This is a genomic window from Ruegeria sp. YKSF131 (genome assembly GCF_059612645.1).
This window is the reverse complement of record NZ_JBXWQZ010000058.1, coordinates 14,344-28,728: the sequence shown is the minus strand read 5'-3', so window position 1 is coordinate 28,728 and position 14,385 is coordinate 14,344. Positions and strand designations below refer to the sequence as shown.

The 14,385-nt window shown below is 57.6% G+C and carries 14 protein-coding genes; 3 read left to right on the top strand and 11 right to left on the bottom strand.

Features of this window, described 5'->3' with window-relative positions:
* Both AC2FLZ_RS17550 and hslU read right to left on the bottom strand, forming a co-directional pair.
* Positions 1-183: dTDP-4-dehydrorhamnose 3,5-epimerase family protein (locus tag AC2FLZ_RS17550; RefSeq protein ID WP_496882490.1), on the bottom strand; the 183-nt coding region annotated here is incomplete at its 3' end.
* A 310-nt stretch (positions 184-493) separates the two neighbouring features.
* Positions 494-1,801 (bottom strand): ATP-dependent protease ATPase subunit HslU, encoded by a 1,308-nt coding sequence (gene hslU / locus AC2FLZ_RS17545; protein ID WP_480607730.1) that lies wholly within the window; start codon positions 1,799-1,801, stop codon positions 494-496.
* 197 nt (positions 1,802-1,998) lie between these two features.
* On the opposite strand from hslU, the gene AC2FLZ_RS17540 reads away from it, so the two are divergent.
* Both AC2FLZ_RS17540 and AC2FLZ_RS17535 read left to right on the top strand, forming a co-directional pair.
* Positions 1,999-2,400 (top strand): DM13 domain-containing protein, encoded by a 402-nt coding sequence (locus AC2FLZ_RS17540; protein ID WP_480482580.1) that lies wholly within the window; start codon positions 1,999-2,001, stop codon positions 2,398-2,400.
* A 105-nt stretch (positions 2,401-2,505) separates the two neighbouring features.
* On the top strand, positions 2,506-3,747 hold the full coding sequence (locus AC2FLZ_RS17535) for an MFS transporter (RefSeq protein ID WP_480496393.1): 1,242 nt from the start codon (positions 2,506-2,508) through the stop codon (positions 3,745-3,747).
* Here the strand turns inward: AC2FLZ_RS17535 and hslV are convergent.
* Entirely contained in the window at positions 3,739-4,296 is a 558-nt protein-coding gene (gene hslV, locus AC2FLZ_RS17530) for an ATP-dependent protease subunit HslV (RefSeq protein WP_480496391.1), read from the bottom strand. The genes AC2FLZ_RS17535 and hslV overlap by 9 nt on opposite strands.
* A 197-nt stretch (positions 4,297-4,493) precedes the next feature.
* Between hslV and AC2FLZ_RS17525 the strand changes: the two genes are divergently transcribed.
* Positions 4,494-4,688 (top strand): DUF1127 domain-containing protein, encoded by a 195-nt coding sequence (locus AC2FLZ_RS17525; RefSeq protein ID WP_480521310.1) that lies wholly within the window; start codon positions 4,494-4,496, stop codon positions 4,686-4,688.
* 62 nt (positions 4,689-4,750) lie between these two features.
* Here AC2FLZ_RS17525 and AC2FLZ_RS17520 read toward each other — a convergent pair whose 3' ends face one another.
* The 8 genes from AC2FLZ_RS17520 to tsaE form a co-directional block, all read right to left on the bottom strand.
* Positions 4,751-5,113 (bottom strand): Lin0512 family protein, encoded by a 363-nt coding sequence (locus AC2FLZ_RS17520; protein WP_480624775.1) that lies wholly within the window; start codon positions 5,111-5,113, stop codon positions 4,751-4,753.
* Positions 5,110-5,460 carry a Lin0512 family protein gene (locus tag AC2FLZ_RS17515; RefSeq protein WP_496714586.1) on the bottom strand — a complete coding sequence of 117 codons (351 nt, stop codon included), beginning with the start codon at positions 5,458-5,460 and terminating at the stop codon, positions 5,110-5,112. The genes AC2FLZ_RS17520 and AC2FLZ_RS17515 overlap by 4 nt, the downstream gene beginning before the upstream one ends.
* Positions 5,461-5,533: 73 nt before the next feature.
* On the bottom strand, positions 5,534-5,854 hold the full coding sequence (gene trxA / locus AC2FLZ_RS17510) for a thioredoxin (RefSeq protein WP_209505247.1): 321 nt from the start codon (positions 5,852-5,854) through the stop codon (positions 5,534-5,536).
* Positions 5,855-5,914: 60 nt separating this feature from the next.
* A complete protein-coding gene (gene addA / locus AC2FLZ_RS17505) occupies positions 5,915-9,274 on the bottom strand; it encodes a double-strand break repair helicase AddA (RefSeq protein WP_480555983.1) in 3,360 nt (1,119 codons plus the stop codon).
* Entirely contained in the window at positions 9,271-12,195 is a 2,925-nt protein-coding gene (addB, locus tag AC2FLZ_RS17500; RefSeq protein WP_496714588.1) for a double-strand break repair protein AddB, read from the bottom strand. Before addB ends, addA begins: the two co-directional genes overlap by 4 nt.
* Positions 12,188-12,874, bottom strand: a complete 687-nt coding sequence (locus AC2FLZ_RS17495; protein WP_496714589.1) for a nucleotidyltransferase family protein — start codon at positions 12,872-12,874, stop codon at positions 12,188-12,190. Before AC2FLZ_RS17495 ends, addB begins: the two co-directional genes overlap by 8 nt.
* Positions 12,871-13,875: an aminoglycoside phosphotransferase family protein gene (locus AC2FLZ_RS17490; RefSeq protein WP_480555981.1), complete on the bottom strand. Its 1,005-nt coding sequence runs from the start codon at positions 13,873-13,875 to the stop codon at positions 12,871-12,873. The genes AC2FLZ_RS17495 and AC2FLZ_RS17490 overlap by 4 nt, the downstream gene beginning before the upstream one ends.
* On the bottom strand, positions 13,872-14,345 hold the full coding sequence (gene tsaE / locus AC2FLZ_RS17485) for a tRNA (adenosine(37)-N6)-threonylcarbamoyltransferase complex ATPase subunit type 1 TsaE (protein ID WP_480521324.1): 474 nt from the start codon (positions 14,343-14,345) through the stop codon (positions 13,872-13,874). Before tsaE ends, AC2FLZ_RS17490 begins: the two co-directional genes overlap by 4 nt.
* Positions 14,346-14,385 lie beyond the last annotated feature (40 nt).

The following is a 14,385-nucleotide window of genomic DNA, read 5'->3' as shown; positions in this document are numbered from 1 at the left end:
GCCGCGCAATGTCCCCACCGCGGACGACAACGAATGGTTGTCCTGCACAAACTCCGGCAACACAACCCCAGCCTCTTCCAGCCGCGCCTTGTTCCAGCTTTCAGAAAAAAACCCCCGCAAATCCCCATGCCGCTGCGGGCGAATAACCAACACACCCGACAACCCCGTCCGCTCAATCTCCATAACACCTAACCTCAACCGTCTGTTGCAAACGTTTTGGATTTGCCGCACGTATCTGAAATGTGACTTCGATTCGAAATTTTCAGAGCGTAGTTAACTGACCGCGCGAACAAGTTGAATGGGTAAGCTCTTTTGTCGAGTTTTGCGTCTGATGGCTTTGGCGACTTTCTTGACGGGGCTCTTTGCTGAACTTCTGATTGTCCATTCCTTGCTGGTGGCCAAAAATGCAATCACGTGAATAGAAAAACGCTTTGTTTGGAACGAAAGAGCGGAGTAAAGAAACGGGAAAAGCGGCAGTATCGGATCCGAGCTGCTACAAAACGTAACGGCTCAAATCCGCCGACTTGGTCAATTCGCCCAGATTGTCGTTCACGAATTGCGCATCGACCGTTATTTCCGTTCCGGCCCTGTCTGGTGCGGTGAATGACAGCTCTTCAAAGACCCGTTCCATGACGGTGTAAAGCCGCCGCGCACCAATGTTTTCAACGCTTTGATTCACGTCGGCTGCGATCCGCGCCAGGGCGGCAATACCATCCTCGGTAAACCCAACCGTAACCTCTTCGGTGGCCATGAGGGCCGTGTACTGACGGGTCAATGCGTTGTCGGTTTCGGTCAGGATACGCACGAAGTCTTCCTCGGTCAGCGCGCGCAGCTCTACCCGGATGGGCAGACGACCCTGCAATTCGGGCAGAAGGTCTGATGGTTTGGCGATATGGAACGCACCGGATGCGATGAACAGGATGTGGTCGGTTTTAACAGGACCGTGCTTTGTCGAGACGGTTGTGCCTTCGATCAGAGGCAGCAGGTCGCGCTGCACCCCTTCACGACTTACATCACCACCACGCGCTTCTGTGCGGGCACAGACCTTGTCAATCTCGTCCAGAAAAACGATGCCGTTCTGCTCCACCGATTCCAATGCGGTGCGGGTGACCGTCTCATCGTCCAGCAGCTTGTCGGCCTCTTCCCCGATCAGAACCTCATAGCTTTCGGCGACAGTCAGACGTTTTCTAACAGTGCGCCCGGCAAACGCCTTACCGAAGATATCGCCCAGATTCATCATCCCCATCTGACCGCCAGGCTGTCCCGGAATATCGAACATCGGCATTGGGTTTGAACTGTCCGCGACGTCCAGTTCAATGACCGTCTCATCCAGCTCACCCGACTTGAGCTTTTTGCGGAACATCTCTCGTGTGCCTTCACGGGCATCCGTACCAGCGATGGCGTCAATCACGCGGTCTTCGGCGGCCTGATAGGCTTTGGCCTTGACATCTTCGCGCATGAATTCCCGAGTTTGCAGAATGGCGGCATCGGCCAGATCGCGGATGATCTGTTCCACGTCGCGACCGACATAGCCAACCTCGGTGAACTTCGTGGCTTCGACCTTGATAAAGGGTGCGCGCGCAAGCTTGGCCAGACGGCGGCTGATCTCGGTTTTGCCGACACCGGTGGGGCCGATCATCAGGATGTTCTTTGGATACACCTCTTCGCGAATATCGTCCGGCAACTGCTTGCGGCGCCAGCGGTTGCGCAGTGCAACGGCCACGGCGCGCTTGGCATCCTTTTGCCCGATAATGAAACGATCCAGTTCCGAGACAATCTCGCGCGGGGTCAGGTCGGTCATATGTGTTCTATCCGTTTGTTTCGCACCGGAACCTAATCATAAGCTGCGAAAACACAAGCTGATCACAAAAAACTCACGCCAACACACGAACCGAACACGGAAATTCGAGGTGATGTGAATCGCCACACAGATATTTGCTGCGCATAGTCTGCGTCAACGGGCAAAGTCGCCCGCACTTATCTAATGGAGAACGTAAAATGATGACTCGTCGTTCACTTTTTCTGAACGCGGCTGCCACTGGCGCGGCTCTGACTCTGGTCGGCACCAATGCGGCTTTGGCCGGGGGTGACAAGAAAAAGGGTCATTTCGAGGGGCGCTCGAAGCACGAAACCAGCGGCTCGGTCAAAGTAAAAAAGGATGGCGATCGTTATATCGTTGAATTAGGCAACGACTTTTCGTTGGACGGTGGCCCCGACCCGCGTGTGGCATTCGGTAAGGATGGCGAATACGACCCGTCATCTAAGCTGGGTGCACTGCTGAATTTGAAAGGCAAGCAATCTTATGCGGTGCCTCCAACTATGGACATCTCGGGCTACAACGAAGTTTACATCTGGTGTGAGGTCGCTGGCGTCCCGCTGGGTGTTGCGTCGCTTAAATAATCTGAACGACAGAGGCCGGATCATCCGGCCTCTAATCCGTCGTTAGCTGACACGGCGCATATCTGCTACACTCGCCCCAAAGCATTTGAGCACGGGGCGAGTTGTATGACGAAAATTGCCAAGATCACCCTGCTGTTCGTGGTGTTCGTGGACCTGATCGGACAAGGTCTGGTCTTTCCCATCATCAATTCGCTGATCATGGAAACGAGCTCCGGTTTCCTGCCGGAAAGCACGCCTGTCGGCCGCAGGCATTTTTATTATGGTCTGGTGATCGGATGCTTTTTCCTGTCGTGGTTTCTGGGCGTTGTTTATGTCTCGAAAGTGTCTGACTCGATTGGGCGAAAGAATGCATTGCTGGTCTGCCTTGGGGGCGCGCTGGCCGGATATGCGTTGACCATTGTGGCGCTTTATCTCAATAACCTGCTTCTGCTGATCGTTGGCCGTTCGATTACCGGGTTCACTGCGGGTAATCAGCCCATCGCGCAGGCGGCGATGATCGATGGCAGCACCGACGCGTCTGACCGGGACCGAAACATGGGCTACATCGTGACTGGTGTTAGCTTTGGCCTTGTCGGCGGGCCGATCATAGGCGCGGTTTTGTCGGATTCGGCGTTATTTGGCGGCTTTGCCACGTTGAAAACCCCGTTCTATGGCGCGTTCGTGTTGGTTCTGGTGGCGATATTTCTGGTGCTGCTCTTTTTCAAGGACACCCGAACCAAGCGCGAGCCCTTTGTGTTTCGTCCACGCGATATTACCGACAGCCTGATCGCAGTTGGCGAACACCCGCTGGTTCTGAAAATCCTGCCGGTCTATTCGTTTTTCATGATCGCCAATGTCACATTCTACGTGTTTGTCGACAATTTCCTAACCAGCGCATTCGGGTATGGGGTCATCGGGGGCAGCGTGGCGATGGTGGTCATCGGAGTGGCGCTGGCCTTTTCCAGTACATTCCTGGTGAAGCCTGCCCAGGAAAGGTTCAGCAAACACGCGATCATTTACACGTCGCTTGTGGTGATGGTCATTTGCGGGTTTGCCTTTGCCTTCAGCCCAAGCGGTGTATTCAGCTATGTCCCGGTGTTTTTCTTCTATTTCCTGTTCGGGGTCGCCTATCCAACGCTGTTGGGCCTGTTCTCCTCAAGCGTCAGCGAGGCGGATCAGGGCTGGGCCATGGGCGTGGCCACTGCCGTGTTCTGCCTTGCGGGCGGGATCATGTCACTGATCGGTGGCGGATTGATGAGCATCGATATCCGCGTGCCCTATTACATCGTGATCGTAGCGGCGGTCCTGGGGTTGATCGGTATGCACCGTCGATGGAAAGGCAAAGAGATCAAAGCGCTTTTAGCCTGAGATCGTCTCAACCGTCAGGTTGCCATTGGTATAGACGCAGATATCTGCTGCGATGGCCATGGATTGCCGGGCGATGTCCTCTGCGGATCTGTCGCTGTCCATCATGGCACGCGCGGCGGCCAGAGCGAAGTTGCCTCCCGACCCGATGGCAGCCACATTGTGTTCGGGTTCCAGAACATCCCCTGCCCCGGTGATGACAAGCAGATCCTTGCCGTCTGTCACGATCAGCATCGCCTCAAGTTTTTGCAGATACTTGTCTGTGCGCCAGTCCTTGGCGAGTTCAACCGAGGCGCGGGCCAGTTGGCCGGGCGTAGCTTCAAGCTTGGCTTCCAGCCGTTCCAGCAACGTGAAGGCATCCGCTGTCGATCCGGCAAAACCTGCCACGATCTCGAACCCTCCGGGAGACAGGCGGCGCACCTTGCGCGCGGTGCCCTTGATCACGGTCTGACCCAGACTCACCTGACCGTCGCCGGCAATGACGACATGACCGTCCTTCTTGACGCCGATAATCGTTGTGCCGTGCCAACCGGGAAAGTCGTTATCTGCCATGATCGTCTCCGCTTTTGCTGGCGGTATATATGGGCCGGACCGGTTGTTGGCGCAACCCATTGCCAAACTGCCCAAAAGATATGCAAAAAATGCAATTCGGGGTTACCGGACCAGCAATTGTGAGTCCGGCCAAGCGGTACTAGATGAGGCTCACAACCGACGACGGGTCGGCTGTTTCTTCAATAAGGACTGCGCACATGGCAACCACAGCTAATATTCATGCGCCGCTCGGAGCAGCTACCATCCTGCACGTGGCGGACGTTTTCATCAATGCATTCGACAGTGTTGTCGCATGGAATGAAGCACGTAAAACACGTAACCTTCTGTCGGAACTCAGCGACACGCAGCTGGACGATATCGGTCTGAGCCGCGCGGATATCGCAAAAATCTAATCCAACCGACGGATCATCAAACCGAACCAGCCGCCCGGATTTCCGAGCGGCTTTTTCGTTGCTCAACTCTGGATGTATTTCCCGGCAAGATCGGGTAAAAAAGCTTCGACCGCGGCAGTTGCAATGACGTGCAGAGTGCCAGCTTCTTCATCAGCTACATCCAGACCACCTTTGACCGCGCGAACCTCGGCTCGGCCGCGCGGCATGTCGGCAGCAACCAATTCACAATTCACCTGTTCCGGATTCTGAACGCCGATTGTCACAAGCACGCGCATTTCGTTGTGATCGATCCCCAGCTTTGAAAACAGCGTGATGGATGAATGATGCAGCGCGTCCTGTACCGCGCGGCGGGCTGCTTTGGTATAATCCTGACCATAAAGGTCATTACCAGTGCCCATTTCCAGGATGATCCGCTTTTCACTCATTGCGCCGGGTCCATGTTGAAAGAAACGATCAGTGCAGCGTTGGCTATCACCGTGTGGCCGTCACCATTCGGTTTTTCGATGTCCAACCCACCTTTTGCGACGGTAATGTTGGGCTGACCATAAGGGAAAACGGCTTTGAGGGCGTCGGTATCCACTTGATCCGGCTGCTGCACGCCGATCTCGGCATCAATGATCATCGCCTCTTTCGGGAAACCAAAAAGTTCGGCCATATTGACCGAGTTGTGCCACAGCGCGTCCCTGATCGCCCGCAGCGACGACTCGGTATAGTCCATCCGGCGCAGGGATGTGCCCATCCCGAATTCTACAAGAACGCGCGTTTTTGCCATTGGTTTCCCCGCCGTTTCAACAAAAAAGGCGCCCCAATCTGAGACGCCTTTCGAACAATCCGTTATCGCCAGATCAGATGGATTCGTCGATCCAGCTTTGCAGCGCGGCTTTGGGGGCAGCGCCTGCGCGGTTCGATACAACCTGACCGTCCTTAAAGATGAACAGCGCCGGGATGCCGCGCACGCCCATGGCGGCGGCAGAGTTCGGGTTGTTGTCCACGTCCACCTTGGCGATCTTGACCTTGCCGCCATATTCGGCGGCCAGCTCTTCCAGTGCCGGACCAATCTGCTTACAGGGTCCGCACCATTCGGCCCAGAAATCCACTACAACTGGAACGTCCGAGTTCTTGACTTCGGCGTCAAAGGTTTCGTCGGTGACGGCTACGGTCGACATATTATGTCTCCTGAATGAAATGCGCTTGGGCTGTGAAGGTAGGGGTGGCAGTAGGCAAGGTCAAGATATCTGGGTGCAGGCCACGGCATCCGTCACAAGATCGTGTGGCAACCACATAAGATTTGCCGTTCTTGTCCAAAGGATTGCGGTGCGTATCTTATGGTCTGGATAGATCTGCGACAGGGCCTGCGCATACGCGCCCATTTGGCGAAGCAACCCTTCGGGGCAATCTTCGACCCGGTTCGGAACGGTGGCATTTGATTTGAAATCAATTACATGGACTTCGGTGTCCGTCACGATCAGGCGGTCGACAATCCCATACATTCGCTGCCCGCGCAGGTCGGCAGTTACAGGTACTTCGGCCAATGTGTCCGGCGTGAAAATGTGTCGCAGGCTTTCGGATGTCAGCACGCCTGTGACTTCGGTCAGCAATGCGTTCTGATCCTCTTGCCCCATGCCGGGCAGCAGGCGGGCGCAAAGCTCTGGCCAGTGGTCCTGCGTGACTTTGGGCAGATGCTCAAGCAGCAGGTGCACGCGGGTTCCGCGCAGTTTGGCAGCGTCTTCATCCAGACCAGCGTCACCTGGCAACGCCTTGGCCCCACCCAGATCCGAAGGGCTGATGGTGGCCGCAGGTACAACCGGTTCAGGTGCAGGGTGCAGGAACATATCAGGTAGATCTGAATGTTTAGCCGATGCGCGTGACAGCTCAACCAGTGGAAACCCATCCCAGTCGCCATGGGACAGCCGACGTGTATCTGAACCAGGCAGTTGCGTTGCCCCGGCCCTTTCCATCGCTGCTTCTACCATCTGGTACCAGCTGTTGCCATCTTTACCCAAATCACCTGCCGCTGCCACGATCAGCCACTTTTCAGCCCTTGTTAGAGCCACATAAAGCAAGCGAAGCCGTTCATTTTCCTCGCGGGTGCGCGCCTCTGTCCGGGCGCGAGTGATCAGGTTCGGCGATTGGTCTGCCGAAACCTTCCACAGGGGAGTCCCGTCTGCCACCATGATTTCGGCGTCGCGTGGCGGCTGGCGTTTGCCGGTATCAGGCAGAATGACGATCGGAGCCTCCAACCCCTTCGAGCCGTGCACCGTCATCACCCGGATCATATTTCCGACCCCGCTCATCTGTCGTTTGATCTCCAGATCGTCGGTCTGCATCCAGACCAGAAATCCAGTCAGGCTGGGGATATCCGTCCGCTCGTAGGCTAACGCCTGCGATAGCAGGGCATTGATACCGTCCTCAGCCTCGGGTCCCAGTCGGCCCAACAGGTTTCGTCGCCCGTCGTGTCGGGTCAGAATGCGTTCAATCAGGTCATAGGGGCGCAGAAAGTCGATCTGACTGCGCAGATCGTTCAGAACGGCCAGAGTTTTGGGGAAATCGTCGGCGCGTCTGCGCAAAGCAGCCCACAGGAATTGCTCCTCCCGCCGATGGGCAAGATCGAAAAGCTGCTGCTCGGACCATCCGAACAGTGGGGATTTCAGAACTGTCGCCAGCGACAGGCTGTCTTCGGGCGTCGCCAGAAAGCTAAGCAGCGCAGCCAGATCCTTGACCGCAAGTTCGGCACCCACTTTCAGCCGGTCCGCCCCGGCGATGGGAAGCCCGGCAACCTTGCAGGCGCGGATGATCTCGGCGAACAGGTCAGACCGGCGTTGCACAAGGATCAGAAAATCACCGGGCTGAACTTTGCGTCGAACAAACTGGCCCTGTGTGTCCCCGTCTTCAGGTATAGTTTCGCCGTCATCGATCATTTTTTTGATCGACGCAGCCACCCGTTCGGCCAGAATAACGGTATGGTGCCGTGATCCGGGCCGGTCCACCGGATCGGTCCAATCCCCCTCCTCCGCGTCCTCGACTTTCTCGACGACGGGCCAAAGATCAACCCGACCGGGCAAATCGGATTTGAAGGCGCGGTGCTGACTTTCCTTCTGAAATCCTGCATCGGCGCGGTTTTCAAAAAGCGTGTCGACCAGAGACAAGATCGCGCTGGAGGATCGGAATGAATATTCCAGCGTCGAATCCCACAGTTTAGAGCCTGAATCAGAGAGTTTCCGGTCAAACTCTTCCTGCATACGGTCAAAGGCTTGCGGGTCGGCGCCCTGAAAGGAATAGATCGATTGTTTTTTATCGCCGACAACAAAGATAGTGCGCTCGACCCCTGATCGGGCCCCTTCCCCGCTAGTGAATTCCTGAGCCAGTTTTTCCACCACATCCCATTGATCGGGGCTGGTGTCCTGCGCTTCGTCGACAAGAATGTGGTCGATACCCCCGTCCAGACGGTACAGCACCCATTCAGCCACCGCCGGGTCATTCAGAACCTGACGTGCGCGCAGGATTAGATCGTCGAAATCCAGCCACCCCCGCAACTGCTTGCAGCGCTCATATTCCGGTAGGAATGCAGCGGCAAAGCGGTGCAAAACGGCGGTTTTCTGGGCAGCAATCAGCGCCAGTCGGCGTTCACGCGCAGCTTCGACCCGCAGCATGAGAGCTTCGAGTTGAGGCATCCGGTCCGCCAGCGCACCTTCGCGAAGGGGCTTGGTGGGAAAGCCGTTGATCTTGGCGGTGAACGGTTCTTTTGCGCCTTTTCCGGTCAGCAGCACGTCTTCCAGCATGGGCAAGTGAGCCAATCGTGCTTCGGTAAACCCTGCCAGCCTTGCCGCTGCCTTGGCATTATTGCCGCCACTTTCGAGCAATAGGGGCAACATTGACTGGATCAGCTCAACCTCACCACCCAAAAAAACGCTTTGGAACAACGCATTATCGCTAAAATGCGAGGGCAGCTCGAAGCGTTGCAACAGATCAGACCAATCCAGTTGTTGCGCGAACAGGTTGCGCTTTTGGGCGATCGCCGCAGTCAGCTTGTCAAAGCCTGAATCGGTGACAAACCGGGCCACGTCTTCGATCAGCCGTGCCTGCGGGCCTTCCGCGAAATCTTCAACAATTTCTTCCCTCAGCAAAGCTGCCGCCCGGTCTTCCATTTCCGAAAACTGCGGGCTGACTCCGGCCTCGAGCGGGAAACGACGCAGCAACGAGGCGCAGAAAGAGTGAATTGTCTGGATTTTCAAGCCGCCCGGCGTCTCAATGGCGCGGGCAAACAGGGTGCGCGCTTGTGCCAACCGGTCTGAATCGATGGCGCCGGTCACGCCCAGTTCGGCCAGGTCCTTTTGCAGCCTGGCATCTTCAAGCATTGCCCATTTGCCAAGACGGTCAAACAATCGGTTCTGCATCTCGCTGGCAGCAGCTTTGGTATAGGTCAGGCAAAGAATGTGTTGTGGCTGGACGCCACCCAGCAGCAGGCGCGCCACCCGATCGGTCAAAACCCGTGTCTTCCCTGACCCTGCATTGGCGGCCAGCCAGGTCGAGGCATCGGGTCGCGAGGCCTGCACCTGCCGTTCGGTTGCTTCGTTGCGCGCGCTCATGTCAGATCCTCGGGGCGCGTTTCGGCTGTCCGGTCCCACTCGCCGAACCGGGCAAGATGATCATAGTCACCGATATCCGTATCTTTGTGCAGCATTCGGCGGGACGAATACCCCTGATCAGACTCTAAATAGGCTGATATCAACTCTTTCAGCTCGGTCAAAACCTTGTCGGCGGGTTCTTTCAGCAGCGGCGCGGGCACCTCATTATAGGCACCACCCATACCGATGAAGATGGCCTCTGCCACCGCCATCGGGTCAAGCCCCTCGATACCGCCCTGCTCGGCCATTGCGGCCTCGATCAGCAATTGCTTGTCGAATTTGGATTGCTGGCTTTCTGTTGGAGGCGCGCCGGTTTTATAGTCGATGATCCGCAAGGCCCCCCGGCTGTTGTGATCGATCCGGTCAGCGCGCCCTGTGATGGTGAAGTCCAACGGGTTCAGCACCAGCTTCATCGCCGCTTCAAAGGCCACTGGCCCACCGTCACCCCGGCGCGAAAGTTCAGCGCTGATAAAGTCGTCTGCGATCCGTTCCAGCCGCGCCAGCCACAGATGTCGCGCCGTGGGCCAGGCGACATGCTGCTCCAGTAATGTGTGCGCGCGTTTCAGAAAATTCTCACGCGTCAGCAAGGCGTTGTCGAGCACGCTATCCTTGACGAAATGTTCGAGGATTTCGTGGATCACGATCCCCCGCAGCAACGCGTCGGGTGCCTGGACAAGCGGATCGAGAGGTTTCAACCGCAGCACATGCTTGGCGTAAATGGCATAGGGATCGCGGATCAGTCGCTTGATTTCCGTTACTGACAGGTGACGCGGACGCGCGACAACTGGCGGGCGCGGGGATGGGCGTGGCGCGGGGTCAATGCGCGGCGTGTCTTCCAGAGCCTCGGACCAGTTCAGCCAGTTTTGGCCACGGGCGCGCATTTCGGCCAGCGCTTGGGGGCCACCCTGCTCAGGCAGACCCTGCAACAGGTTTGTCAGCCGGTTCACCCAACGAGACGGCACCATTTCCGCATCATCCGAGCGGGTTGCGCGGGTTAGCCAGACCTCGGGCGCGCCGATGGCCTGTTGAAAGTCATGCGCCGACAGGCCGATCCGGCGTTCAGGCAATAACAGGCCCGCCCTGTCGCGCATCTGTCGGTTCAGCCAGGGGTCGGGCGCCGGCGCCCCTGGCCAACTGCCTTCATTCAATCCGCCAAGGATCAACAGGTCTGCACCTTGTACCCTCGCTTCGAGTGTGCCCCAGATCATGATATGCGGATGCGGCGCATCGCGGTCGCGGACCTCTTCCCCGGCAAGCAGCGCGCCCAGAAGATTGGCAAAATCATGGGCTGTCATCGGCCCGCCATGTTGCGCCTCATCCCTGAGAGAATTCAGCACTGCCAGCGCCTTTTGACCCGCGTTCTTGTCCCACAGCGTGCCGGTTTCACCTGCGCTGCCAGCCGAGATCGCCTCGGCCAGTGTTGTGAGCCGATCTACCCAGTCGGAAAGCGCCAACTCGCCACTGATCTGCTGATCGCAGAAGTGGTGAACAACCCAATGGACCCAGCTTTCGGGGGCTTCTTTGCGTACTGCAAATGCGGTGAGGCTGGTGCCATCCGGAAATGGTGGGCCATTGCGGCGCAGATCCAGTTCCAGATCACGCGTGTGCAGCAAATGTTTACCGCGTTCACTGCCGTCATGGCACAAAGGGTGCTTTAGCAAGGTAAGCAGCGCCTCGCCCTCCAGACGGCGCGTGAACAGACCAGCCACATGTCGCAGAAACCGGCCCGGGGGCGAGAGTTGCAGCGGCAGACCGGCGCTGTCATCTGCCAGAATGTTCCACCGATCCAGCGCGGCGCTTACCTGACGGGTCAACATGCGATCCGGCGTAATCAGGGCGGCGGTCTGACCGGTTTCGGCAGCTTGTCGCAGGCGCAGGGCAATGGCCAAAGCCTCGTCCCGCGGTGATTGCGCCTCGATCAGTGTCAGGTCTTTGGTTGCGCCGAGTAGATCAGCCAGTTTCGGGCCTTCGCTCATCCAGGCATCGGTGATCGGGGCTGGGCGCAAAGCCAGGGAAACCAGACGGTTACGGGCAGGCGAGGGGGCGTTCAGGTCTGTCCATGGAGTAATCTGACCGGGTGACAGGCCCAGCCCGCGCATCAGCTTGCGAAACCGGTATTGCGGATGATCTTCCGAAGTCAACGCATCATCCAACCCTTCCCAAACGTGATCCGGCTGGTCGAAATCGTAACCGGGCAGTACCAGCGCCCCTTGCGGCAAGCGCGCGACGGCATCCATCAGCATCAGCGTGGTGCCGCGCGAACCGGTCGACCCGGCCAGAATAACCGGATGCAGGGGGGGATCGGTTTGCCAGCGGGTGATCAGGTTTTCGACCACGCGACGTTGGCGGGCCTGCGCGTCCATCACCTGCGAGCCCGTGTCAATGAAATGATCTGCGATACCGATAAAGGTCTGAGCCCGCGCCCAATGGCCGGACATGTCGCTGACATCCAGCCCCCGGATCGTGTCCGGTGACACACCTTCGCCCTGCATTTCGTCGATCAGCGCCGCCAGACTGTCGGACAGGTCAAAAACCGATGACCGCGCGGCCAAATCCGGTTGTTGTTCCAACAATTTGGCCACCAGCTGAGACAATTCCAAACGCCGCCGAAGGGGCGGGATGGCAGGTGGAATATGCGCCAGATCAGCGCTGTCCCCCAGATCGGTTAACAGCGTGATGCGGGGCAGCAGGCATGGTGGCCCCTGATTGAACAGATCACGTACGCGCCGTTCCATACGCCGCGTGTTCAACACCAGCCCCACCCGCGCCAAAGCCTCGGGCGGGCCTGAACAACGCCGCCTCAGGCCGTCGACCAACGCCTTGGGGAAATCCGTACCGGGCGGGACGGCGAAGACTCGGGGCAGGGGTCCGGGGTCAAACATCTGCCAGCAAATCCTCGGCCAGAGCGATCCCATCGGGGTGGCCCACATCACACCAGCGACCGGGATACTCGATGCCGAACAAACGCCCCTGATCGTGCATCTGGTTCCAAAGCAGGTTCAACGAAAACGCCGGTTGCGAAATGGCGTGCAACCCTTGTGTCTTGAGGATCTGCGCGCCCCCGTAAACCAAGCCGGGCCCACGCGTGATCCGCCCCACCTGATCGGCGGTAAAATCACCCGGCCTGTCGTGACCAATGGCCTGCGCAGTCGGAACACACATCAAAAGCGCATCCATGCGGGACGGGTCCCATGCGTTTTGCAGCAGCATCAATGGATTTGGGCCGGACCAGATTGCGTCGGTATTCAGTGTGAACACAGGGTCGGTGCCCAGCAATGGCAGGGCTGCGCGCAACCCGCCGCCGGTTTCCAAAATCTCCGGCTCTTCCAGCGATATCAGAATGCCTTTGGGCCTGAGATGCGCGTCGAGCTGATCGGCGTGGTAATGCACGTTTGCCACTGTGCGAACAGGGCCAAGGTTGTCGACAAGATCCAGCGCGTGGTCGATCAGGGCGCGCCCGGACACTTCGATCAGCGGTTTGGGTCGGTCCTTGGTCAACGCGCCCATACGGGTGCCAAACCCGGCGGCAAACAACATTACGGCAAAGGGTGATCCGGTCATTGGGGCCTCAGCCTGGCCAAATTCTGAGGTGTTGGTCGGGGCAGAGCGTCGTGCAGCAGCGAGGCCACCGAAACAAGGGCAGGGTGTTCCAGATCCCTCATGAGGTGCGACCAGACCGCCGGGATCATGTCCAGATATTGCGGCTTGCCGTAGTCGGTTGCCAGCCGCGAAAAACCGCCAAGGATGCGAAGATTTCGCTGCGCGCCCAATACGCTGTACGCGGTACGAAATTCGTGATCGTCCATACCTGACCCTGCAATATAGCGGTTGATCATCTGCATTTCTGTTCCGACCGAAACATCGCGGCGAATGTCCTGAAGCAAGGACACCAGATCATAGGCGGGGTGCCCCAGCATGGCCAATTGGAAATCCAGCAATCCGACGCGCCTTATACCGTCGCGCTTGGGCAGCCACAGAAGGTTTTCTGCGTGATAGTCCCTTTGAATGACAACTTTGTCCCCAGAGGTTTCGCGGTGCAAAATATCTGCAAACCGAAGTTCGAACCGGTCCAGAACGCCCTGATCAACATTGCCCTGAATGCCAGCGGCGTATTTCGTAAGCGCCAGTGCCGCCAGGTCCGTCATCAGGGCTGGATCGTAAGACGGTAGTGATAATATTGGCGCCTGATGCAGGTGCAGCAGCACGTCTGTCGCGGCCTCGTACAAAAGGCGTTCTTTGGACGGGTCTTTTTTAAGGACGCGTGCAAACAGATCATCACCCAGATCTTCCAGCAGCAGAAATCCATATTCAGCGTCTTCTGCGTAAATCTCGGGCGCACTCAGGCCAATCGAACGCAGATACTCGGCAACACGCACAAACGATTCGACGCTTTCGCCCTTGTCAGGTGGTGCATCCATCAGGACAGCCGTTCGCCCACTGACCGGATCGGTCACGCGTTCGTACCGGCGGTTCGATGCGTCGCCGGCCAGTGGTGCACGCGTTGCCCCGACCCAAGGAGTTTGTGCAATAAGGGCCTCTGCCAGGACTGTCCTGTTTGTCATCCGGCATTCTCCAACTTGTCTACCCATTTCGGATCGGTCCATGACAAGGACATGTGGCGGGTTTCTTCTGTGTCATGGTCTGTTTCGAAGGCCAGTTTTAACGCAGCGACAGGGGCTAGTGCGCCCAGTTTTTCCGGCCATTCCACAAGGCAGATTGCTGTGTCAAAGGCTTCAACCAAACCCAGTTCATCCACTTCCTCTAACGCGTTCAGCCGATAAAGATCGCAGTGCCAGATCTCACCGGCAGGGGTGTCATAGGTCTGAACCAAAGTGAATGTGGGTGATGGCACGTCTTCCGGTTCAGGCATAAGTGATTGAATGAGGTTGCGCGCGAAATGCGTCTTGCCGCTGCCGATTGCGCCGCTAAGCAACAGGACATCCCCGGAACCAAGCGAAGACCCGACACGGGCCGCGAAATCTGCGGTTTCATCGGGCGATTTAAACGTCAGGGTTTGGGAGGTCGTCGTCATGGCGTCACAATGACGTTCTGCCCAATCGGCTGCAACCCCG